Annotated in this window: 21 protein-coding genes; 7 read left to right on the top strand and 14 right to left on the bottom strand. The window is 37.0% G+C overall.

The genetic code is table 11. The annotated features are described in order from the left end of the window. Position 1: 1 nt before the first annotated feature. Both MKL62_RS11520 and MKL62_RS11515 read right to left on the bottom strand, forming a co-directional pair. Complete coding sequence (locus tag MKL62_RS11520) at positions 2 to 1,759, bottom strand: ATP-binding cassette domain-containing protein (RefSeq protein ID WP_005128737.1); 1,758 nt, start codon at positions 1,757 to 1,759, stop codon at positions 2 to 4. Continuing rightward, positions 1,752 to 2,774 carry an HlyD family secretion protein gene (locus tag MKL62_RS11515; RefSeq protein ID WP_005128738.1) on the bottom strand — a complete coding sequence of 341 codons (1,023 nt, stop codon included), beginning with the start codon at positions 2,772 to 2,774 and terminating at the stop codon, positions 1,752 to 1,754. The genes MKL62_RS11520 and MKL62_RS11515 overlap by 8 nt, the downstream gene beginning before the upstream one ends. Before the next feature lie 118 nt (positions 2,775 to 2,892). Here MKL62_RS11515 and MKL62_RS11510 point away from each other — a divergent pair, with 118 nt between their 5' ends. Next, a complete protein-coding gene (locus MKL62_RS11510; RefSeq protein ID WP_000091623.1) occupies positions 2,893 to 3,540 on the top strand; it encodes an error-prone polymerase regulator EppR in 648 nt (215 codons plus the stop codon). Here MKL62_RS11510 and lpxB read toward each other — a convergent pair. Continuing rightward, positions 3,537 to 4,712, bottom strand: coding sequence for a lipid-A-disaccharide synthase (gene lpxB, locus MKL62_RS11505; protein ID WP_005128739.1), 1,176 nt, complete (start codon positions 4,710 to 4,712; stop codon positions 3,537 to 3,539). The two genes, MKL62_RS11510 and lpxB, sit on opposite strands and share 4 nt — an antisense overlap. 221 nt (positions 4,713 to 4,933) lie before the next feature. Between lpxB and MKL62_RS11500 the strand changes: the two genes are divergently transcribed. From MKL62_RS11500 to MKL62_RS11475, 6 genes are all read left to right on the top strand, one after another. Then, a complete protein-coding gene (locus MKL62_RS11500; RefSeq protein WP_025470043.1) occupies positions 4,934 to 7,069 on the top strand; it encodes a TonB-dependent siderophore receptor in 2,136 nt (711 codons plus the stop codon). Between the two features lie 60 nt (positions 7,070 to 7,129). Then, the gene (locus tag MKL62_RS11495; RefSeq protein ID WP_000047700.1) at positions 7,130 to 7,429 is read left to right on the top strand and encodes a hypothetical protein; all 300 of its coding nucleotides are present in this window, start codon (positions 7,130 to 7,132) and stop codon (positions 7,427 to 7,429) included. Continuing rightward, positions 7,422 to 8,978: a PepSY-associated TM helix domain-containing protein gene (locus tag MKL62_RS11490; RefSeq protein ID WP_005128742.1), complete on the top strand. Its 1,557-nt coding sequence runs from the start codon at positions 7,422 to 7,424 to the stop codon at positions 8,976 to 8,978. Before MKL62_RS11495 ends, MKL62_RS11490 begins: the two co-directional genes overlap by 8 nt. Then, the gene (locus MKL62_RS11485) at positions 8,975 to 9,277 is read left to right on the top strand and encodes a hypothetical protein (RefSeq protein WP_005124117.1); all 303 of its coding nucleotides are present in this window, start codon (positions 8,975 to 8,977) and stop codon (positions 9,275 to 9,277) included. The genes MKL62_RS11490 and MKL62_RS11485 overlap by 4 nt, the downstream gene beginning before the upstream one ends. Before the next feature lie 132 nt (positions 9,278 to 9,409). After that, positions 9,410 to 10,297 carry a sulfite exporter TauE/SafE family protein gene (locus MKL62_RS11480; RefSeq protein WP_000011876.1) on the top strand — a complete coding sequence of 296 codons (888 nt, stop codon included), beginning with the start codon at positions 9,410 to 9,412 and terminating at the stop codon, positions 10,295 to 10,297. A gap of 117 nt (positions 10,298 to 10,414) precedes the next feature. Further along, a complete protein-coding gene (locus tag MKL62_RS11475; RefSeq protein ID WP_005128744.1) occupies positions 10,415 to 11,503 on the top strand; it encodes a 3-deoxy-7-phosphoheptulonate synthase in 1,089 nt (362 codons plus the stop codon). A gap of 75 nt (positions 11,504 to 11,578) precedes the next feature. Here the strand turns inward: MKL62_RS11475 and MKL62_RS11470 are convergent, their stop codons facing one another. From MKL62_RS11470 to MKL62_RS11420, 11 genes are all read right to left on the bottom strand, one after another. Continuing rightward, entirely contained in the window at positions 11,579 to 12,322 is a 744-nt protein-coding gene (locus tag MKL62_RS11470) for an adenosylcobinamide-GDP ribazoletransferase (RefSeq protein WP_030423816.1), read from the bottom strand. Positions 12,323 to 12,428: 106 nt separating this feature from the next. Then, positions 12,429 to 13,997: a histidine-type phosphatase gene (locus MKL62_RS11465; protein ID WP_005128745.1), complete on the bottom strand. Its 1,569-nt coding sequence runs from the start codon at positions 13,995 to 13,997 to the stop codon at positions 12,429 to 12,431. 124 nt (positions 13,998 to 14,121) lie between these two features. Next, positions 14,122 to 14,721, bottom strand: coding sequence for a histidine phosphatase family protein (locus MKL62_RS11460; protein ID WP_025470044.1), 600 nt, complete (start codon positions 14,719 to 14,721; stop codon positions 14,122 to 14,124). Then, entirely contained in the window at positions 14,714 to 15,769 is a 1,056-nt protein-coding gene (gene cobT / locus MKL62_RS11455) for a nicotinate-nucleotide--dimethylbenzimidazole phosphoribosyltransferase (RefSeq protein WP_005128747.1), read from the bottom strand. The genes MKL62_RS11460 and cobT overlap by 8 nt, the downstream gene beginning before the upstream one ends. A 1-nt stretch (position 15,770) precedes the next feature. Next, complete coding sequence (cobU, locus tag MKL62_RS11450) at positions 15,771 to 16,289, bottom strand: bifunctional adenosylcobinamide kinase/adenosylcobinamide-phosphate guanylyltransferase (protein WP_005128751.1); 519 nt, start codon at positions 16,287 to 16,289, stop codon at positions 15,771 to 15,773. Beyond that, a complete protein-coding gene (locus MKL62_RS11445) occupies positions 16,277 to 16,903 on the bottom strand; it encodes a 2'-5' RNA ligase family protein (protein ID WP_005128752.1) in 627 nt (208 codons plus the stop codon). Before MKL62_RS11445 ends, cobU begins: the two co-directional genes overlap by 13 nt. A 104-nt stretch (positions 16,904 to 17,007) precedes the next feature. After that, complete coding sequence (mtlD, locus tag MKL62_RS11440; protein ID WP_005128754.1) at positions 17,008 to 19,155, bottom strand: bifunctional mannitol-1-phosphate dehydrogenase/phosphatase; 2,148 nt, start codon at positions 19,153 to 19,155, stop codon at positions 17,008 to 17,010. A gap of 330 nt (positions 19,156 to 19,485) precedes the next feature. Then, positions 19,486 to 20,106, bottom strand: a complete 621-nt coding sequence (locus tag MKL62_RS11435) for a GNAT family N-acetyltransferase (RefSeq protein WP_000956973.1) — start codon at positions 20,104 to 20,106, stop codon at positions 19,486 to 19,488. Positions 20,107 to 20,240: 134 nt separating this feature from the next. Then, a complete protein-coding gene (locus MKL62_RS11430) occupies positions 20,241 to 20,579 on the bottom strand; it encodes a hypothetical protein (RefSeq protein ID WP_005128755.1) in 339 nt (112 codons plus the stop codon). Beyond that, positions 20,576 to 22,099: a PepSY-associated TM helix domain-containing protein gene (locus MKL62_RS11425; RefSeq protein ID WP_005128756.1), complete on the bottom strand. Its 1,524-nt coding sequence runs from the start codon at positions 22,097 to 22,099 to the stop codon at positions 20,576 to 20,578. Before MKL62_RS11425 ends, MKL62_RS11430 begins: the two co-directional genes overlap by 4 nt. Continuing rightward, positions 22,100 to 22,393, bottom strand: coding sequence for a hypothetical protein (locus tag MKL62_RS11420; protein WP_000018790.1), 294 nt, complete (start codon positions 22,391 to 22,393; stop codon positions 22,100 to 22,102). Positions 22,394 to 22,408 lie beyond the last annotated feature (15 nt).

The following is a 22,408-nucleotide window of genomic DNA, read 5'->3' as shown; positions in this document are numbered from 1 at the left end:
CCTAACCCGCATGCCTTAATGCACGTGCTTGTTCCACAATTGCAATAAAAGCCTCATTCATATCAACAATATGTTTATCTTTACTTGCCAATTCGCGAACCTGTTGAGGAGAACCTAGGGCTAGTAACTTTCCTGCATCTTGTATGGCAATGCGGTCACAATATTCTGCTTCCTCCATAAAATGGGTGGTAATAATGATGGTAATGCCTTGATTTGCGAGTTTACCAATGCTGTACCAAAATGAACGCCGTGCAAGCGGGTCTATTCCACTCGTAGGTTCGTCTAAAAATAAAATTTCTGGTTCATGTAATAATGCAGCCGCCATAGATAAGCGCTGTTTATAACCACCAGGTAAATCACCGCTTTTAATTTGCGGCTTTAAATCATATTGCTGTAAAGCTTTATCAATTTGTTGATCTAGTTTTTTGCCCGATAAACCATAGGCTCCACCAAAAAACTTTAAGTTTTCCAACACAGTTAAATTGCTATACAGTGCAAATTTTTGAGAGACGTAGCCTACTTTAGCTCTTGCTTCAGCACGGGCCGTCCGTAAATTTTTACCTGCAACTTCTAGGTAACCGCTACTTGCCGGTAGTAATCCACATAACATGCGAAATGTCGTGGTTTTACCAGCTCCATTTGGCCCCAGTAACCCAAAGATCTCTCCACGCTGTACAGTAAATGACGTATTGGCAACAGCAGTAAAATTTCCAAAAGTTCTGACCAAATCTTTAACTACAATGACCGCTTGGTCTGATTGCGAATTATTATTTTGTTCTGATCGAAAAGCCTGCTGAGAAATAGAGATTTGTTGTTTTTGATTTTGCTGTAACAACATCATAAAAGCATCTTCGAGTTCAGGTGGTCGCCTATTTGCCACTAGTCCCAGAGGTAAAATATTTGTTGATAGTTCTTTTTGGCGACTAATAAAGTTTACTTGCTCTCCTCTTGGCACTGCATCAATAATCTCTCCAGAATTTCCAAGCAACTGGGCTTGTACAATCCGAGTCTTAATCTGCTCTGAAGGCTTTATTTGCCATGTTTGCTCATGTACTAACGCTTTTAATTGCTCAGGTGAACCTTGTCTTAAAATTTTGCCTTCGTGCATGATATACACGTAAGCGCACTTTTCTGCTTCATCCATATAAGCGGTACTTATAATTACACTTAAATTTTCTTCCTGAACAAGTTGTTCAATAATGATCCATAAATCCCGTCGTGATAAAGGGTCTACTCCAACACTAGGCTCATCAAGCAAGAGTAACTCTGGGGAACGAACTAGAGTACATGCCAATCCTAGCTTTTGCTTCATTCCACCAGAAAGTTGCCCTGCTAGACGTTGAGTAAACTGAGTAAGATCCGTTATTTCCAATAAACGTTTAAATCTTTGGTTACGTACATTTTTTGGAACGCCGTGTAAGTCGGCATATAAATTTAGATTCTCTTGTACACTTAAGTCTTCATAGAGTCCAAAACGTTGTGGCATATAACTAATACGGTCTTGTACAACTTGAGGATGTTTTTCAATATCAAACCCAAGCACATGAAGAGAACCTGAACTCGCTTTATATAATCCTGCAATTAACCTTAATAAAGTTGTTTTACCCGCACCATCTGGACCGACTAAAGCGGTAAGTTCTCCTTTTTTAATTTGCATATTCAAATCAACAATTGCACTAATATCTACTGAATTTTTATTTTCGGCTTTAAAAGTCATGAATAAATTAAGGGCTTGAACCACTGCTTTACTATCAATCATGGGCTTTCTCACTTAAAGCAAGTGGGACTTTTACTGTCACAGGTTGACCCATTTTTAATTGATCATTCGGACCATTTACATACACCCGAACTTCGTAAACAAGTGTTGTTCTAATCTCTTCTGTCTGTACTGTTTTAGGTGTGAACTCAGCCACTGAAGATATATAGCCAATTTTTCCATTAATAGGCTGATTGGGATAAGCATCACGAATAACTTGAGCCGTGCCTCCCATTTTAATTGAACTTAAATCTTGTTCATTTACATACACACGAATCCATTTTGGATTGGTCAAGGCTAATGTATAAACGGCCTTTTGAGCAGTTGTCATGTCGCCAACTTCTTGCAACCGAGCTCGTACCACTGCATTTACAGGAGACTTTAGTTCTGCTTGAGTAAGGTTATACTTAATTAAATCTAAATTAGCCTTAGTCACTTCATATTGTGCTCTGGTTGCTTCACGATCTTCTTTTCGTGCACCTTTAATTAATAATTCTAAATTGGCTTGTCTTTCACGGACCGCTGCCTCAGCACTATGTTGATTACTTTTGGCATAGTCGAGTTCTTGTTGGCTAATTGCTCGACCATCGGTACTACTTACCAAAATTTGTAAGCGTTGCAAGTTTTTATTGGTTTTATCAAGCTCAGCTTGGGCAGACGCAAGTTGAGCTTTTGCTTGGGTGATTTCTTCAGGGCGAGCTCCAATCTCTTGTTTAATAATTGCCTCTTGTTGAGCTTTAAGTTGTGCTTGAGCTTGCTTTGCCTGAATTTGTAATGCATTAGTATTAAGAGTCGCCAGTACTTGACCTGCTTGAACTTTATCGCCCTCTTGAACTAAAAGTTTCTGAATACGGCCAGACTGTTCAAATGCAAGTGAAACTTGGCGGATATCCACATTTCCATATAAAGTTAATACATTATTATCTAATTGTTTTTTATCATTATATCCCCATACCCAAAAGCCGATGGCAACTACAGCCATAACCACTAAAATGCCGGCAATCACTTTTTTATTCATCTTTTTAGCCTTCTTATTAAATTCAAATTTACATAGTTTAAATTCAATTTAAATTTAAATTACCTTAATCTTTGAATAAAAGATATACTTTTATGATGAAATAAAATTAGGTTTAAACATGTCCAGATCTAGACGAAGTGATGGTGACTTAACAAAGACTAAAATTATTGAGGCAGCAGGACCCTTAATCGCCCAATATGGTTTTGCAAAAACAGCAAACAAAACAATTGCCAAAGTAGCAAATGTCGATTTAGCAGCAATTAATTATCACTTTGATGGTCGAGATGGACTATATCAAGCAGTGTTAATGGAAGCTCATGCCCATTATCTAGATGAACAATACTTACTAGAACTTGTTGAAAGTACTTACTCTCCCGAAGAAAAATTGAGTTTATTACTTGAAACTTTATTACATAAGTTGACGGAAAAAGATGTTTGGCATGGCAAAGTTTTTATTCGCGAATTGTTTTCACCGTCTGAGCATTTATTAAGTTTTATTGAATTAACTGGAATGAGAAAATTTTTTCTTATTCGAAAGTTGATTAGCCAAGTGGCGAACTTAGATGAAAATGATCCGGCCGTTTTACCTTGTATTTTAAGCGTGATGACCCCTTGTATGATGCTTATTATTGCCGGGCCTAATGCTCAAGCACCTGAGCCACTTAAAAATATTGCTCAGATGCCCTTACATGATTTAGTTGAACACTTTAAAAAATTTTCATTAGCTGGATTAAAAGCAATTAGCCAATCAAATCTTAAAAATTAGCTATTCAAACATTGCAAAATGGCTTGAACCGGATCTTCTGTATTTCCAGAAATAAGCTGTTTATGCATAGTTAAATGTTGCATTACTTGAATTTGAGCGGTTTCAACATTCATTAGTTTTTCTATTTCAGCCGCTAAATTTTCAGGTGTTGCATCTGCCTGAATCAGCTCTTCAATTACTTTTTTACCCGCGATGATATTTGGCAAAGAGTAATAAGGTATTTTCACCAAGAATTTAGCAATTAAATAAGTTAGCCAATGCAGTTTATAGAAAGTAACCATTGGTCTATGCATGAGCATGGCTTCTAATGTCGCCGTTCCAGACGCTAAAGCAATAATGTCACTCGCGTTCATGACCATACGACCAATTTTCGATTCGCTATCCGTATTTTCTAAAATATGAATTTTTGCTTTTAACTGCGGTGCTAATTGTTCAACCCCCTGCTCAATCTGCTGTTTGCGCGCATCATTAATTGCCGGTATTAAAAATTGAATATCTGGATATTTTGTATGCAAAATATTGGCTGCCCCCAATAGCATAGGAAGAAGCCTTTCTACTTCACCTTTGCGGCTACCGGGCAACAAAGCAATATGTTTTTGATTTTCATCAATACCCAATTCTTGTTTAGCAATTTGAATAGGGTTCTCAAGCGGTAATTGTTTAGCTAATGGATGGCCTACAAATGCCGCTGGAACTTCATATTGTTCATAAAAAACTTTTTCAAAAGGAAATAAGCAAAGTACTAAATCTATACTTTGTTTGATGCCATGTACTCGCCCTTGGCGCCATGCCCAAACTGATGGACTCACATATTGAACTGTTTTTATTGGAAGATTCTTTTCTTTGATACTTTTCGAAAGTCTGAGGTTAAAGTCTGGTGCATCAATACCAATAAAAATATCAACTGGATGCTGAGTCCATTGATTAATTAAGCCATCACGTACGGCGAATAGTTTTTTTAAGTCTTTTAATACCTCAACAATGCCCATCACAGACAGAGTTTCCATTGGGTAATAACTGTTAAAACCTTCCGCAATCATTTGAGGGCCACCGATTCCCTCAAATTCGGCATCGATTCCCTGCTCACGAAAACTACGCATGAGTTTTACGCCGAGTGTATCTCCAGAAACTTCTCCAACTACAATGCCTATTTTAAGTTTTCGGTTTGCCAAGGCGATTTACCCAAGAATTTGAAATAACGCATTCTAGCATAGAGACTTATTAATCTTGAACTTACCTAATCAATCCCAGCTAAACCTAGCCCTAGCACATCACTATCTAAAATTACATTCATGCACTATCTTTTAATCTAAATTAACAATGTTATTTGAATTGTAGCTTACATTTATAAACAATAAAATAAATGAGAATTATTTACATTATCTTTAATCTTATGAATATCCCACCTCGACCATTTAAGTTGTCTGTAATCGCCTGCGCGATTTGTTATGCCAACCTCACCTATGCCCAAGATGCACAGGTACAAGCTTTGCAAACGATTCAAGTCAAAGCATCAAATGCAGAGCAGTCTTCTGAACAGACCAAGGCATATAATGTTAAAAACTCGAGTAGTGCAACCAAGCTTAATATTGAGGCTAAGGAAACACCCCAAACCATTAATGTCGTTACTCGTCAGCAAATTGAAGATTTTGGCCTTACCAGTACTCGTGATGTTTTAAGAAATACCCCTGGTGTAACAGTCTCTAATCAAGAAACTGAGCGAACCACTTATATGGCTCGTGGTTTTGAGATTTCAAATATCTTGACGGATGGCGTAGGCTTTCCTCTTTCAGGTTATAACTATAATAATACGAATCCTGATACTTACTTTTATGATCGTGTAGAAGTAGTTAAAGGAGCTGACTCGTTAACTAATGCCTTTGGCGATCCGAGTGCAACCATCAATAATATTCGAAAACGTCCAACACAAGAATTTCAAGCAAGCGGTGGTGTAAGTTACGGTTCATGGGATACGCAGCGCTATGAAGCTGACGTATCTGGCTCAATTCTACCAAGTGGAAAAGTACGTGGCCGTATTATGGGCTATGAACAAACTGGTGATTTTTACCTAGACCGATATTCTGCGGAAAAAAACGGCTTTGCTGGTATTGTTGAAGCCGATTTAACAGATAGCACTTTACTTACCGCAGGTTATAGCCAAGAACAAAATAAACCTAATGCAAACAACTGGGGTGCACTACCTTTATTAGATGCTAACGGTAAACAAATTTCCTATGACCGCTCATATAATCCAAACCCTGATTGGGCACATTGGGATAATGAGACACAAAATGCTTTTGTTGAATTAAAGCAAAAACTTAATGACCAATGGAATGCTAAGCTGACTTACAACTATCTTGATACGAAGCATAATAGCCGTCTTCTCTATTACTATGGTTATCCAAAAGCTGACGGGTCCGGTGTTTCTCTAACTCCTTGGGGTGGGCAAGAACATCAAGAAAAACATGCTGTAGATTTTAATCTCGAAGGAACCTATAAGCTATTTAACCGAGAACATGAAGCAACTCTAGGCTACAGCTATGTACGTAATCACCAACAAGATAAACAATCTACAGGAACGATTAACGATAGTAATGTTATAAAGTCAACTACTACCGATTGGGCAAGTTGGACACCGCAATCTATAACTTGGTCAGATTTCACAGAAGCGGCTAACTATAAACAAAATATTAACTCAATTTATGCCGCGACACGTTTACATCTTAATGAAGATTTAAAACTTTTACTTGGTGCAAACTATGTTCAAGCTGAGAGTAAAGGCGAAAGTTATAGCTCACCAATGTCATATAGTGAAAGTAAAGTTTCTCCATATGTCGGATTAACCTATAATTTTACACCTGAATATACGGGTTACATGAGTTATACCTCTATTTTCCGTCCACAAACTGGTATTGATAAAGATACCAATCAAGCTTTAAAACCTATTGAAGGTAAAAGCTATGAAATGGGTGTAAAAAGCTCATGGCTAGATGACCGTTTAACAGGCACACTTTCAGTATTTAAAACTGAACAAAATAATTACCCTTTACGTAACTCGGATGGAAACCCACTTAACCGAAAAGTACCAACGAGTGATCTAGAATCGCAAGGTGTAGAAGTCGGTCTATCAGGTCAAATTACTGATAACGTAAATCTTTCTTTCGGCTATGCTCAATTTAGTATTAAAGACACTAAAAATGGTGGCGAAGCAAGAACATACAATCCAAACCAGACACTTAACTTGCTAACTACCTATACTCCGCCAGTTTTACCTAAGCTTAAAGTTGGTGCAGGTTTACAGTGGCAAGATGGGATAAAGTTATATGACTCAAATGTAAACGGTACGATCAAACAAGATGCATATGCTTTAGTCAATTTAATGGCAAGCTATGAAGTCAATGATCATATTACGCTTCAAGCAAATGGTAATAATATTTTTGACAAGAAATATTTAAATAGTTTCCCAGATGGGCAGGCTTTTTATGGTGCCCCAGCCAACTATACAGTTGCTGTAAAGTTTAAATATTAATAGCGTAGCCAATCCCAATTTGGGGGTTGGCTTTCTTTTTATTTTTATGTGTCAGTAAATATGTCCAAAACTTTAAATCTTCCCATGTTATATCGCATAAAAGTTTTCTATCGATTCTTAGTTGTTTTCGGTATGGGTTATGCCTGTATGGTGTACTTAAGTCTTGGACTAACTGAAATTTTCCATTTGAACTTAGACAAGCCAGAAGCTATCTATTTGGCGGCCTTTATTTCTATTTTGTTTTATGTATTTTTCGTGATTGTTGGTTTCTGCATCCAATCATTATTGCGACTGACCATTTTATCAATCGCACTATTTGCCCTTTTCTTTATTGTGACACGGACGGTAGGTTATGCATAAAGGTATACGTCAATCTATGGCATGGCTCCACTCGTGGACTGGTTTAATTTTTGGATGGCTCGTATTTGCTATTTTTTTAATGGGAAGTTTGTCTTATTACCGCCATGAAATTAATTTGTGGATGCAACCCTCCCTTGCACAATTTGAAGTAAAACAAGATGTGGCAATTAAAACGGCATATCAATACTTACAAAAACATGCTTCAGATGCTAAATCTTGGTATTTAACTGTTGCTACACCTGAAAGTCCGGTAAATACGATGTATTGGGAAAAACCAGATGGTAGTTATGGGAATGCAACCCTCGATGCAAACACTGGTCAAGAATTAAAACTTTCTGCGACTGAAGGCGGTGACTTTTTCTACCGTTTCCATTATCAACTTTTTGGTGTCCCGATATTAATGGGGCGGTTGGTCGTATCTTTAGCAGCTTTTATTATGTTGATTGCCTTAATCTCAGGCATCATTACTCATAAAAAAATCTTCACCGATTTTTTTACCTTGCGTACCTTTAAATCACAGCGCTCATGGTTAGATTTTCATAATGTTTCATCTGTTATTGCACTGCCCTTCTTTTTAACAGTTACTTTTACTGGCTTGGCTATTTTCTTCTATCTATATTTGCCTTGGGGAATGCAAAAACTCTATCCAGAGAATCCCTATCAATATTTCAATGATATACGTACAAAAACGGTCACAGAGAGTACAACACCGCATCCTGCACAGAATTTACCAGTTGAAAAGCTATTAGCCCAACTTAAACAGCGTTGGGGAAATCAAACTTTAGCAACTATGAGTGTTAAAAATCCAAATACGAATCAGGCTCAAATTACGTTTATTCAGCAAGAAGACCATTCTATTACCCGTAATCAAGCACAAATCACATTAGATGCTACAACCGCTAAAGTCTTGGGTGATACACGTAATCATAGTCCTATTGCCACACTTTATGCGGGAGTATATGGCCTACATATGGCAACTTTTGCTCAGCCTCTACTTCGCTTAGGATTGTTTTTCTCTGGCATTTTAGGCTGTGTAATGATTGCCTCTGGCTTGTTGCTTTGGAGTCTTAAACGCCAACTTCAAAGTAAAAATAGTCAGTTTCATTTCGGGTACTATTTAGTTGACCGTTTAAATATTGCTACCTTTGTAGGTTTGCCTTGTGCAACTCTTGCTTATTTGTATGCGAATCGATTGTTTACTGTCACGGCCACCACTGTTAATTATGAAATTTATAGTTTCTTCTTCGTGTGGCTCATGAACTTTATTATTGCGCTCATCACTAAAAAACAATATTTATGGCAAACTCAGCTAGGTATTTTTATTCTGCTTAGTATTGCACTCCCTGTCTTGAATATAAGTTATTTACTAAAAAACAATTATATTCAAAGCTTTAGTGGTTATTGGGATTTTGCACGTATAGATATATTTTTCTGGTTATTTGCAGCTCTAGCCTTTTTTATATTTCTTAAAATTAAGCCTATTCAACATAAAGCTTCAGATAAAATTCAAAAAAAGCTGAGTAAGTTAAATATTGAGGTGAATTCATGATGATAATTGTTTTTACCCTAACTTTGCTGGGTATGTATTTATTATTTATGTCGAGCGAAAAATATAGATCACCGAAGTCGGCAGGCCATTTTAAATTATTTGCTCAAAAATATTATTCATTGTTGAGGATATTGGCCTTTTTATTATTTGCGTTGAGCGGGTTTATTCTCATCAAGAAATATGGTTTTTCAATTGGTTTTGTCAGTTGGTGGATCTTTGCAACACCCCTAACCTTTTTACTGATACTTTGGCTTAACCCACTCAAGCCAGCAAAAACTTCATCTAAGTCATCAATTTGAATAAAATTTCCTCAAGCTAAGCATGATTTTAATTGCTTAGCTTTTTTTTGCATAAGTAAATCATTATTCATGACAACTGTTTATCTCTAAAAGGAATAAGATATCTGCGTTTCGTGATAAGTGGCGATAAAGATGTCTGGTGCTTTTGAATTTATCTTGGCAGGTATGTTAGTTGGCTTCTGTGTAGGTATTACAGGAGTTGGTGGTGGGTCATTAATGACGCCAATTTTAATTGGTCTTTTTAGGATTGAACCGCATATCGCAATTGGTACTGATTTACTTTACGCCGCGATCTCTAAGTTCTGTGGATCGATGGTTCACGCAAAAAAACTTAATATCGTCTGGCCGATTGTTTTATGGCTAGCGGTCGGTAGTATTCCGGCATCTTTTGGTACTGCGTGGGTACTTGAGCATTATTTAAGTCAGTCAACTCATTATAAAGCTGTATTAACCATGGTATTAGGCTTTATGTTGACCTTAACTGGTGTTTCTATCATTTTCCGTACTCGGATTGAAAAGTTCTTTAATAAATTCCGAAATAAAGAGAATACTCAAACTGAAAATGAACAATTAGCTGTTCAAAATAAACGCACCTATATTGTGATTATGGGTATTATTTTGGGTGTATTCGTAACACTATCATCAGTCGGCGCTGGTGCCTTTGGAATTATGGCACTTGTAATCATGTTCCCTAACTTACCAATGATTCGTATTATTGGTTCCGATGTCGTACACGCTGTACTCTTAACCCTAGTCGCAGGTCTTGGGCATATGAGTGCCGGTAATGTCGACTTTGTGCTGCTTATGTGGTTATTAGTAGGTTCAATTCCGGCAATTATTATTGGAACATTAATTAGCTCACGTATGCCGGAACGTTTAATTCGTAAAATTTTGGGTATTACACTATTTGCTCTTGGTGTTAACTTTATGGTCCACCCAGTCAAAGCCAAACCAAAAGCAGCTGTGGTACAACAACAAGCAGTAGTTGCTGAAAAAACAGGCAACTCGACCGAAAGATAGTAAAATCAATGGGATTTTTCCAAACTGAATTGCCATGAGATGTAGTATTTTCATAATTATTTCATGGTATATTCAGTACACAAAACAACCTTTAGTATGATCTAACCAGTGACAGCAATGACTACACATTCAAATTCCGTTTCCAAGCCAGATATCGACGACGTTAACATTAAAAGCATCCAAACTCTTGTAACACCAGCTGAGCTTAAATCAGAACTTCCGTTATCTGATGTTGCTTCACAAACTGTTCTAAAAGGCCGCGAAACTATTCGTAATATTTTAGATGGTTCAGATAAACGTTTATTTGTCGTTATTGGTCCTTGCTCTATTCATGATCCAAAAGCTGCTCACGAATATGCTGATCGCCTAAAAGCGCTAAGCGAAAAGGTTAAAGATACTTTATATCTGGTTATGCGTGTTTATTTTGAAAAACCACGTACCACAATTGGCTGGAAAGGCTTAATTAATGATCCGGATATGAATGACTCATTTAACATCGAAAAAGGTTTACGTATTGGTCGTAAACTTTTGCTTGAGTTAAATGAAAAAGGCTTACCTTGTGCAACAGAAGCACTTGACCCTAACTCTCCACAGTACTATCAAGACTTAATTTCTTGGTCTGCAATTGGTGCACGTACAACCGAAAGCCAAACTCACCGCGAAATGTCTTCTGGTCTATCATCACCAGTAGGTTTTAAAAATGGTACAGACGGCGGTTTAACTGTCGCAACCAATGCCATGCAGTCTGTTAAATATGGCCACAGTTTCTTAGGCTTAAATGAAGACGGTCAGGTTTCAATCATTAATACAAAAGGTAACCCTTACGCACATGTGGTATTGCGTGGTGGTAACGGTAAACCAAACTACGATGCTGGCTCTGTTGCAGAAGCAGAAAACGCTTTAGCGAAAGCAAAAGTGAGCAACAAAATTATGATTGATGCAAGCCACGCTAACTCGAATAAAGACCCTTACTTACAGCCGCTTGTTCTTAAAAACATTACTGAACAGATTTTAGACGGCAATAAGTCAATTGTAGGTATTATGGTCGAAAGTCATCTAAAAGGTGGTCGCCAAGATATTCCTGACAATCTTTGTGACCTTGAATATGGTAAATCAGTAACTGATGGTTGTATTGACTGGGAAACTACTGAAAAGACCTTGCTTGAAATGCATGAAGCTTTAAAAGAAGTTTTACCAAACCGCTAATTCATCTTTTTAAGATTGAAAATTAAGCCCTCATTTTTTGAGGGCTTTTTTATTTTATTGTGGTGGAATTTAACATCAAACTAAATAAAAATAACTTACGACAAAAGTAAAAATCAGTACAGTTTCACCTATTTCAATCGCTGCACCGACGGTATCCCCTGTAATACCGCCAATCCTTTTTATAAACACATGTCTTAAATAAACAAGACTGATTAAAAAACCAATGATGGCAATAAGCCCTTGCCACCCCCAATACAAAGGTAATAGCAGAACGAACCCAGTTATTATCCATGAAGCAGTTTTGGGTAAATGGTCTGTCAAAGAACGGCCTAAGCCTTTTTCGCGGACATATGGTGTAGTTAAAAACAAAATAGATGGCACCACACGCCCAAGGATAGGAATACATATTAAAAATAAAGATTGATGCTGTTCAATCAACACATAAACTAGTGCAAATTTGAGCAAACATATGATAACTAAGCTGAGGACTCCAATTGGACCACAACTTGGATCCTTCATGATTTGTAAAGTACGTATTTTATCTCCAAAACCACCTACCCACGCATCGGCAGTATCTGCTAGCCCATCTAAATGCAATCCACCCGTTAGCCAGATCCATAAAGCGAGTACGATTGCCGCAAGTAAAAGAGCGGGTAATTTAACAAAAATACAGGTAACAAGAAAAAGTATGCCCCCAATAATCAGACCAACTAGAGGATAAAACAGAATAGCTCGACCATTTTGTTGCGCCGTTGGTATTGTTTTTAGCTCAATAGGCAGAACAGTTAAAAATTGCAATGCTATCCAAAAAGGTGTCATATCCAAGTCTCTAACTGGTCTATATTTAAAAACAAATTGAATTATGAAGAAATAAAAATGGGAATAGCAATCCCTATTCCCATTAAAGACTTCAAAAACTGAAAATCTATTGCATTTGATAGCACTGTTTCAATTTGATGTAGTCGTAGTAAAAACTGGTTGGTGTATAACGTGCATAGTTACATGCAGATTTGAACAAAGTTTCTTTTTCGTTATAAAGCATTTTTACCAAAGTATTGCCTTGGCTATTTTGGTAAATATCCCACTGTACATTTGCCGCCATAGGTGAAACTACTTCACCACGCCATGCACTTGTCGAGTAATTATAAGTCTGGCGTAGTGGTAACGGCTGCATCATATTATGCAAATCTAAGTTAGTTGCCAGAGGAATAATAATTTCAGCATGGGCAAACCGTAAAACTGCTTTGTAAGGTTGAGCTTTATTCACAACAGCATCAACTTGTTGGAACAGATCCTGTTTAAGTCCTTGAGCGATTTCACTGGTGACTTTATTTGATTCTGTAAAGCTTGGGCCTTTTTCGTAAAAATCATTGGCGTCATTAAATTCAGCATAAAATTTTGCGGCTTCCAAAGGCATATATTTATCAAAATCAATACCTTTTAACTCATCTTTCATACCACCAGAAATTGAATAGAGTTCATAAATATAAGCCGCTGCATCAACTGCGCTGGCAATTGTATTTTTCCCCTTACCTTTTTCTGTAATTTGCTCACCTTTCGGCGAAGTTACTGTAAATGATCCGGTATTGCTAAAGCTATAACCAGTGGTACCGAGCTTTTTAATGAAGTCAGCTTTAAAAATTGGGCTGAGTACCAGTTGGGCAGTTTTTTCAGCCTGAGTATTTTTTGTTAACTCATCTAACTTTTGAGCTAAATCTTTATTATTTTCTTCAAAATCTTGATAAGCCTGGCTTGCATCATAAATTTTTTGTTGGCTATCACTCAGTGGTTGAGCTAAGTCTTCGTCTGCATTCAAACTATGAAAATAAAGTTTAAAACGATCAACGCCACCATCTTCAACACTTGGCACGCTTTCACTCGATAAATTGGTATAAGACAATGGAACAATTTTATCTTTCAGTTGCGGTTGTTGTTTAATGAGTTCAGCAGTGAAAAATTTAGCACTATCTACCGCACGATCCACCCCAGAACTTTGTACCAATATAGATGCTTGCGGGTTTAAAAGAGTTGGTAAGCGCTGTAATAAGCGATCGGCAATGCCGCGGTGTTCTAAAATACCAGTCATGGTCTCATTTCCATAACCGTACTGACGGATCCCTTCAACACCATAACCTAACAAAATATTCGCTTTCATCATTGCTTCTAAATCAGCACCTAATTGCTCACCTAGTGGCGTTAAAGCATTTTCAGCTTTCGCCTGTTTCCATAAATTATAAAGTGCTAAATCATATTTCAGACTTGATAAACCTCTCGAACCGTGACGTGCCACTAACTCTGTAAAAACTGGCTGGAACCCAGTCGGCGCTTGTTCATAGCTTTTTAAGTCTTGTTGAGGTTGGTAAGGCGTTTTCGTTTGATAATATTTTGATGGGTTTGTAGATGGTGCAGTTTGAGCTTCTTGATCATCATTGTTATTACAAGCCGCGAGCAATAATGATGCTGCAAGCACAGTTGTTTTAAATAAAATATTCATAAGCCAGATGTGTGATTAATAAGAAATGCCAATAGCTTAGATACTAGCAATGACAGTTCTATTACACAGGCTAAAATAACATTTTAAAAATAATAACTTACAAGTGTATAAAAATATAAAACTACTATCTTAACTTAAAAGTTAATTGACCATCTGTTTCAGAAAATTCGAGTGAATATAATTTTCCAAGCTCTGCCGGCATTTTAAGTAAGTCATCTAGAGGCTGTTGTCTGGCTAAACAAGCCAATAGCTTAATCACACCGCCATGAGTAACAACTAAAGCATGCTGTAAGTTTTGCTTTTGCATATACCCCAGCAAATCCTGAAAACCTTTAAGAACTCTTGTTTGAAACTGGTTTAATGTTTCTGCGCGAGGTGGACAATATTGACTTGGTTTTTGCCAAAAGTTTGCCAGTAATTCGGGTGAAGTTTTATAAATTTGCTGAGTTGAGACGCCTTCCCATTCACCAAAATACATTTCTTTTAAGTCATGATTTACAAGTAAAGGCAGCTGAGTTGTCTTCGATAGTTGCTCAGCAAAACAAGCACAACGTTTTAATGAAGAACTTACAATGACATCCCATGTCTGGTTTGTGACTTGCTCAATGGTTGACTGCATTTGCTGCCAACCTTTTGCCGTTAACTCATCATCTAAATGGCCACGTAAAGTATGGCTATACTGGCTTTCGCCATGTCTAAGCAAATCAATCCTAAATTTAGCCAATTTTATTTCCGCTTACAGCCGCTTGAGTGAAGGTAGCCATTTGGTTATGTAAAGCGCAAGCCATTTTAACCAATGCCAAAGCAGCGCCAGCACCACTACCTTCACCTAAACGCAAATTCATTTTTAAAATTGGGTCAGCATTGAGTTCTTGTAAAATACGGCGGTGTCCATATTCAGCCGATTGATGGCCAAAAAGCATCCAGTCACTCACTTGAGGATTCATCCGCACAGCACATAAAGCGGCTACAGAACTAATAAAACCGTCTACAATCACAGGTAAACCCACTTGCGCACAGCGGATATAAGCACCGACAATTGCCGCAATTTCCAAACCACCTACAGCACAAAGTGTTTTGAAGACATCACCAATGACATGTTTATGATGAAGTTCAATTGCTTTTTCAATTACTTCAATTTTATGTCTTAACTGATCAGCACCAATTCCTGTACCTACTCCAGTCAATTGCTCGGCAGTATCATTTAATAAAAGGCATGCTAAAGCAGAGGCAGAACAGGTATTTCCAATCCCCATTTCACCCGCAATATAAATATCTGCTCCATTCGCTTTAGCAGTATCTACACTTTTTTTCCCTAACTCTAAGGCAGCACGGCACTCGTCAGCATTCATTGCAGCTTGTTTGGCAAAATTTGCTGTGCCGGCACGAATACAATGACGTTCAACACCTGCATATTCGTATGCTTCGCCTGCTGTACCGCAGTCAATCACTTGCAAATGAGCTTGATGATATTTAGCAATGACACTAATTGCCGCACCGCCAGTTGTGAAGTTTTGCAACATTTGACGGGTAACAGCTTGAGGATATGCAGAGATATTTTCTTCAACTACGCCATGATCACCAGCAAAAATTGCGATCCATGGGTGGCTAACTTGTGGGTGAGCATTTGACTGTAAACTGGCAAGTGTGATTGCAATTTGCTCTAAATCACCTAAGGCACCAGTAGGTTTGGTGAGCTGGAGTTGATGTTGTTCAGCTTGTTGTTTTGCGTCCAAATTAGGTTGCTTTACAGATTCTAACCACCAGTTCATTTTACTTCTCACCTTTTAAAATCATTGGAAAACCAGCCACACAAAACACAACTTTATCTGCAATTTGCCCCAAAGCCTGATGTAGCCTTCCTGCTTCATCGACAAAACGGCGGCTAATCTTACCGAGTGGCACAACACCTAAACCTGTTTCATTACTTACTAAAATAATTTCTGACTCGAGTGTGGGTAAAACTCTTAACAGCTGCTCACACTCAAATTGTTGAATATTTTGATCTTCTAAAAGTAACAAATTGGTTAGCCAAAGTGTTAAACAATCCACCAGAATAATTTGGTTAGGTCGATCAATTTCTTGCAGAGTTTTTGCTAAAAATAATGGTTCTTCAACCAAAGACCAGTGAGCAGGACGCTGATTTTGATGATGGACAATCCGGCTTTGCATTTCTGGATCAAGCGCTTGTGCCGTAGCCACATAAGTGACAGCTAATTGCATAGATATGGCCGTTTGTTCAGCCAGTCGGCTTTTGCCAGAACGGGCACCACCTAAAATCAATTGCAACATGAATCACCTAAAAACAAATGCTGATACGGATACAGCTGACCTTGTAAAGTTTGTGCCTGATAATAGCCAAAGGTTAAATGCTCTACTTTAAGATCAAATTCAGCCTGTGTGTATTGTACAGGTAATTGAGAAATTTTTTGTAAAATCAAATTACTACTATAGTCTTTCTTATACAAACCCAATGTAATATGCGGACAGTAATCTAAAGCGGCAATTTCATTAGAAACTGTACCTAATTTTTGCCGTATGAGAGATAAGTTATTTTCGGTGTCTTGGACTTCTACAAATAAAGCACTGCTAAAGCTATCAACTGATCCAATTTTTAATTGAAATGGTGCAATATCTTCTTTTCTTAAAATTTCCCTTTGCTGCACAAAGTCACTAAAACAAAAGTCATCACCATGAACTTTATTTTCATGGGTCAAGAATCCACATATAAACAGCGTGATATGATATTGACGGTGATTAGGTTCTACTAGAAATTCTGAAAAATGCGCACGCAATTGATCTAGATAATGAACTAATTTCTGATCATTAATTTCTAGATACCACAATGCGTAATTTTGACGCCCAAGGTGCCATTCGGGATAATCCCGTATAGGTGTTGGCACCATGAGTGTGGAGGGTTTTAACAGCACAGTTTTAATTCAAAATTATTCAAATTTTGTATTAAAACATGTTTGCCTTTCAATTGTTGAGGTTAATTCAATAAGCAAACTCAAACATATTGATTTGATGTAGTTTTGGTATTGTTCGACTTAATGCCTAATGGTTGTTTACCTTGTTCAGAAAACAAATATTGGATAAGTTGAACCAATTCAGCTTCAAGCTGTCTTCTTTGAGTTGTACTCAAGTCTAGGTTCTGAATTTGTTGCTGCAGATGTTCAACAGCTTTAGTCTCTTCAATTTCTAAAAATTGAATCGCATAGGCATAACCTAAAGCAGCACCTTTTAATAAATTTTTATAAGGCAAATCATGACAAATATTCACAGCAATTGATGCCATGACACGTTCATTATGATTGAGTTTGCGTAGTGGATCTCTAGCTACGCGTTGACAAGGATCTTTAAATGCATATTCACATGAGTCTAGAAAACTTTGTGACATTCGATCCAGATCTTTTGCATAGTTAGGTAATACAATTGCAAGTCCTTGCTTCACTTCTGCAATTAAGTTCTCTGCAAATGCTTTAACTGAATGATCGCCCATGGCAACACCAATAGATTCATAACCCATTAAAGATGCATACCAAGCAAGCATCGCATGTACACCATTCCATAAACGATTTTTAATGAGTTGAATGTCAGTAATTTGGTCAACCAATACCACCTGACGCAACTTTTCAAGTAAAGGACTGCCTTTCTCTACATAGATTGGCATATCAGTTTCACTATGGAACAAGATTAAATCCATGCTTTGTAAGATATGTCCCGGCTGGAAATTACGGCGCATGTTATCAACATAGATAGAAGCCTGATTTAGTTGATCTTGATTCAGTTTATTACAATCTTCAATTTCGATTTGGTCTTCTTGCTCCACATCTTCTAAATGCTGTTCAAGAAAATTATGCTTAATACGAAGTTGACGATATAAATTCTGATTAGAAAGTTTTGAAACCATGCGATTAACTACGGTGTCGCAAAAGTAATGCTCTTTTAAAATATGCTCCGTTACATCTTCATCGTTGGTTAACTCTAGTAGAGCTTCTTTAAGATGCTTCATAACCAAATATTTCGCACCAATCTTATTTAAAATAATTAGAAAGGTTAAAGGTTCTATACATGTTTCAAGTTGCGAATTAAAACGCGCATATAACCCTTTTGCAATTATCTTTGATTCAGGTTCGATGGCCTGTTCGGGTAAACATAATGCAATCAAACTTGAATGAGTATACATCTCTAACATTTGTTGTTCATTGTCAGAATCAACAATGGTCATATTCTCAATACGTTCATCATAAGAAAATTGCCCATAGCGAATACTATAGGTTCCAAACGCATTTACAGCTTCGCGGAAAAGACTATTTCGTGTTGACGCAATTATACGTTTTGGTTTCGTATAACCATCCCAATGCGACAAGATCTGCGCTATATAACCACCGCCAATAGCACCGAAACCATGTATTCCAACAGTAAGCTGATTCAGACTTTGCGGAAAGGGTTCCTGTATCTCTGGCATATCCATAACGGGAATAAATTGGTCAAGGTCGGTTAAAAAGTCGTACATCTGGTCATAATAAAAATGCGCTTTTTCCAGCATTTCATCATTTGGTTCTTTAATATCTTTTAATAAAATCGTTAAACCTTTCGATGTATGTGCTGAAGTTAAACCATTTTCCGAATCTTCAAACATAAGACACTGGTTAGCGTCTAAATGAAGTTGACTAGCCGCTTCTAAAAAGATTTCTGGATGTGGCTTCCCTTGTTCTACTTCATCCCCACAAGTAATGACATCAAAAAATTTATAAACATTTGCATTAATTAAATATTCTTCGGCAATTGCTCTACGGCTTGAAGTAGCCACAGCCATTCTTAAACCAGATTTTCTTAAACGCTCTAGAACTTGAACCAAACCTTTTTTAATAGGTACGCCGTGTTTTCGAATATGTTCTAGTTCCATCTCATCGGCACGTTTTCGAATTTCCTTATATGGAACATCTACTCCGTATAAACGTTGTGCAAGCTTTTCCGCTGTAGTCGCACTTAACCCCAAACATTGTATTAAATATTCGTGTGAAAACTCCTGCCCAATGAGTTCTTGAGATGCCTGTTGCAATGTTTGAAACCGCAACCGTTCAGTATCAAACATTGTCCCATCCATATCGAAGATAGCTCCATGAACAGGTTTTCCATGAAAAATAAGCACGTTTTTACCTCTTTTTTGATCATGTTTTATTCAGGGTATACAAAAAATTGCTAAAAAAGGCAGGATGATAATAAATGAAACATTAGTGATTATTTTTTAATCAAAAATATAAGCAATCTGTTACTGAGAAGAGTTAAAAACTCAAAAAGGTTGAACAATATAGATAATTCTGAAACTGAGTTTAAACACAAAAGTAGCAAGCCTTCCTCGCTTGCTACTTTTGCTTCTTCTTTTTATGCGCTGATCATGTTTATTTTTCTTAGGTCCATTTACTGCTAAACAAACCTGCATTGTTTTTATTATGTCTTGCAGGTCTACCCATACCAGAAATTAACTCGCTTTTTGCTGTAATTTTTGTTGCGATGCCTGGTATAACTCAAAAAATCTGTCATAGAACTTTTCACGGAAACAGTAATACAACATTGCCGTTTTTTCCGGCATTGGAATTAAGCCCTGCTCTTCATAGCACATGTCTTCTACTACAGCCGCATAAGGCTTCACTGTATGATCTGGCTCTCCTACAATTCTATTTGTTGGGGAATTTTCAAAAATATAGAAATTCAATAAACGAATCGTTGGACGCAAAAAGCCTTGACCAAAAGCAGATTTCTCCCCAAATAGTAAATGCCAACCTAAATCATTGTCTTCACCTTTATAATAACGAGCTAGGCGATCACGCTTCCCTTCATAAATTTCGGCATACCCCACGTCTTGACCATTGATTCCTACAATCATTAAACGTTGATGATCATCAGCTAGCATTTTTTCAAAATAAACTTTGAGTTCTATTTCGCTTTTATTTAATTGCCACTGAGGAATAACGTGTGGCTCATGCATCCAGCGGTGTAATAGTGGTATATCTTGAGGATACTGAACCTGACGTAATGAGTAGCTAACATCATTTTCAATATATTCAAAATAATCTGGGAGCTTTTGTGAAAGCGTAAGCATTATAACGGTCCTTGCTATGACATAACCTATAATTGATAATGATAATCATTTTTATTTAAGATGCAAGCTTATTTTTACTATTTTTTTATTGCTTAAATCATGGACAAAAAATTCAGCTTTCCCCCTGCTCATATTTAAGGTAACCACTCAACAATCGAGAAAATAATTGCAACGACGATTGCCATTAACCAAATAGGAATAAAATATTTTCTAAAAAAATAAAAAACAATAATTTGCAAAAAGAAAGCGGTTGTGATTATGGCAAAAAACCATGATAAGACTCCTACTGAGCTTCCTTCAAAGGAGCAATTCAAAAACAATGAACTAAGCAAAAATAATATGGTTGTTCCATATAAAATTCGTCTAGATGTACTTTTAAGCCAGCTATATTGAAGCTTTTTCTGACCAAATTGGCTGAGCATACATGCTTGCATTATGGCAGCAATAGCCCAAAATAATGATGCAAAGCTCATTTGGCCTCTCCTAACGTAATAAATTTGGTTTGGTAGAAGCGTAGTACTACTAAATAGAATAGCCCGAGCAGTATGAGCGCCAGATCGATACCAGTGAGAGACCAATGCACAGACTTTAAACTATTTAATAAAGAGGCTTCTGGCACCAGAACGACACTAATAACTGGAATAAGCAATAAAACAGCAGCCGTAATATATAGCATGATGATTATTCCCTTCCTTATTGAGCAGCTAAAGCTAATCAATAAGCTTAATAGCCATGCTATATAAAATGCTGAAACCTCGTATAGTTCCCTCGGCTCAAATGAAGCAGGTATAATCCGACCAACCATTAAATAAAAGGCTGAGGCAAAAGGCAGCCCTAAGAAAGTAAAAAAATTCAAATGCTGTACTAATCTATATCCAAATTTCTTTTGTTCTTTGATGCGCTTTTTTTGCCATAGTAATGCGCCTGCAACCAACATGACACATCCTATTATTCCTAAACAAGCCAAAATAAAACGCATCCAGATAGAAGCAAAGTAACCTAAATGAATCCCATAACTTGATGAACCTAATTGTGCTATTGCACTTAAATTTCGTGGCTGATTGAGTCGTTCAGCCGTATTTGTTGCAAAAATATATTGAGGAGTATTTAAGGTAATAATATTTTTATAGTTATAGTCAAATGTAATCACGCCATCTGCTGTATTAGGCTTTTGAACTTCAAATTTATCTAAAATAGCTCCAGATTCTGTTCGCTTAGGCATTTGTGCCATGAATTGATTAAAAGGTTGCATCGCTTCTGTTAAGGAAGGTTCTCGAGGTTTTGCCACCTCGGTAAACTGCATTTCATTATAGAACTTTGGTATACCAGCTTTACCATATTGTTCCGATAATCCCCACGGTAAAACTAGATAAAATAAAATCAACAGTCCAGTAAAGGCCATCACCAAATAAAAAGGAAAAGTGATAACTCCTGTTATGTGATGAAGATCTAATAAAGAACGCTGTCCTTTAAAAGCCCTAAAGGTAAAAAACTCTTTAATAATTTTCTTATGCGTAATCACACCAGTGATTAAACTAATTAATAGAATTAAGGCAACAACTGCTACAACTAAACTACCGAACGTGCTTGGCAAAGGATAAAGCGTGTAATGTAGTTTGAAAAAGAAATCTCCACCCAAAGTCTTCCGTACAGGTTCTAATAGCTCTCCGGTATTAGGGTTTTGTAACTCTTGATGTTTCCCCTCTTTATCCTGCCATTGAAGTAGGTTCACAGGCATCCGCTCATTGGCTACTGTGACTCGCCATCTTTTGGCATTTGGTGCATGTTGGTTGAGATAGTTAAACGCAGTTTGCGCAGAATGTTGTGCAGAAGGGACTGTTTGAATATGGCTGATTGCTTCTGGCTGTGCCCAAACATTAATTTCCGTTCGAAAATAAGCAATAGAGCCCGTAAAAAAAATGAAAAAGATAACCCAAAGAACAATAATTCCAAACCAACTATGTAGTATTGCCTGAATTTGACGAAAATTCATTTAAGCCACTCCCCATTTAGCTAATAGCCAATAGCTCACTAGTAACGCTACGCCTAAGCTATTGATCATCCAAAACCATAGTTTTGATAAAATGGAACTCGTAAAGACAATATAAAAAATAAAAAAGATAAAACTGATAAATACCGAAAAATAAACATTCTCTGCTTTAGCAAAAGGTAACCATTTAGCCAAAACAAGGCTGAGCCATGAACTGTAGCAATAAGCGGCTAAACAGATAAAAAAGATCCTGCTATAGGTAAAATTAAAATTTTCTTGTTTTTTTAGATGACTCATTTAAATGGCCTTAAA

Origin of the sequence: Acinetobacter sp. AOR01_HL (assembly GCF_027855455.1) — a bacterium.
GTDB lineage: Bacteria > Pseudomonadota > Gammaproteobacteria > Pseudomonadales > Moraxellaceae > Acinetobacter > Acinetobacter baumannii.
Note: the sequence above shows the minus strand (reverse complement) of the source record. Positions and strands in the feature narration are given on the sequence as shown.

Coding starts and splice junctions, on each gene's coding strand:
- cobT (WP_005128747.1), bottom strand. CDS start 15,769: ATGAACTGGTGGTTAGAATCTGTAAAGCAACCTAATTTGGACGCAAAA.
- MKL62_RS11490 (WP_005128742.1), top strand. CDS start 7,422: ATGCATAAAGGTATACGTCAATCTATGGCATGGCTCCACTCGTGGACT.
- MKL62_RS11420 (WP_000018790.1), bottom strand. CDS start 22,393: ATGAGTCATCTAAAAAAACAAGAAAATTTTAATTTTACCTATAGCAGG.
- MKL62_RS11500 (WP_025470043.1), top strand. CDS start 4,934: ATGAATATCCCACCTCGACCATTTAAGTTGTCTGTAATCGCCTGCGCG.
- MKL62_RS11480 (WP_000011876.1), top strand. CDS start 9,410: ATGTCTGGTGCTTTTGAATTTATCTTGGCAGGTATGTTAGTTGGCTTC.
- MKL62_RS11495 (WP_000047700.1), top strand. CDS start 7,130: ATGTCCAAAACTTTAAATCTTCCCATGTTATATCGCATAAAAGTTTTC.
- MKL62_RS11520 (WP_005128737.1), bottom strand. CDS start 1,759: ATGATTGATAGTAAAGCAGTGGTTCAAGCCCTTAATTTATTCATGACT.
- MKL62_RS11425 (WP_005128756.1), bottom strand. CDS start 22,099: ATGAATTTTCGTCAAATTCAGGCAATACTACATAGTTGGTTTGGAATT.
- MKL62_RS11470 (WP_030423816.1), bottom strand. CDS start 12,322: ATGACACCTTTTTGGATAGCATTGCAATTTTTAACTGTTCTGCCTATT.
- MKL62_RS11515 (WP_005128738.1), bottom strand. CDS start 2,774: ATGAATAAAAAAGTGATTGCCGGCATTTTAGTGGTTATGGCTGTAGTT.
- MKL62_RS11445 (WP_005128752.1), bottom strand. CDS start 16,903: ATGGTGCCAACACCTATACGGGATTATCCCGAATGGCACCTTGGGCGT.
- MKL62_RS11485 (WP_005124117.1), top strand. CDS start 8,975: ATGATGATAATTGTTTTTACCCTAACTTTGCTGGGTATGTATTTATTA.
- MKL62_RS11475 (WP_005128744.1), top strand. CDS start 10,415: ATGACTACACATTCAAATTCCGTTTCCAAGCCAGATATCGACGACGTT.
- MKL62_RS11465 (WP_005128745.1), bottom strand. CDS start 13,997: ATGAATATTTTATTTAAAACAACTGTGCTTGCAGCATCATTATTGCTC.
- MKL62_RS11435 (WP_000956973.1), bottom strand. CDS start 20,106: ATGCTTACGCTTTCACAAAAGCTCCCAGATTATTTTGAATATATTGAA.
- cobU (WP_005128751.1), bottom strand. CDS start 16,289: ATGTTGCAATTGATTTTAGGTGGTGCCCGTTCTGGCAAAAGCCGACTG.
- MKL62_RS11510 (WP_000091623.1), top strand. CDS start 2,893: ATGTCCAGATCTAGACGAAGTGATGGTGACTTAACAAAGACTAAAATT.
- MKL62_RS11430 (WP_005128755.1), bottom strand. CDS start 20,579: ATGAGCTTTGCATCATTATTTTGGGCTATTGCTGCCATAATGCAAGCA.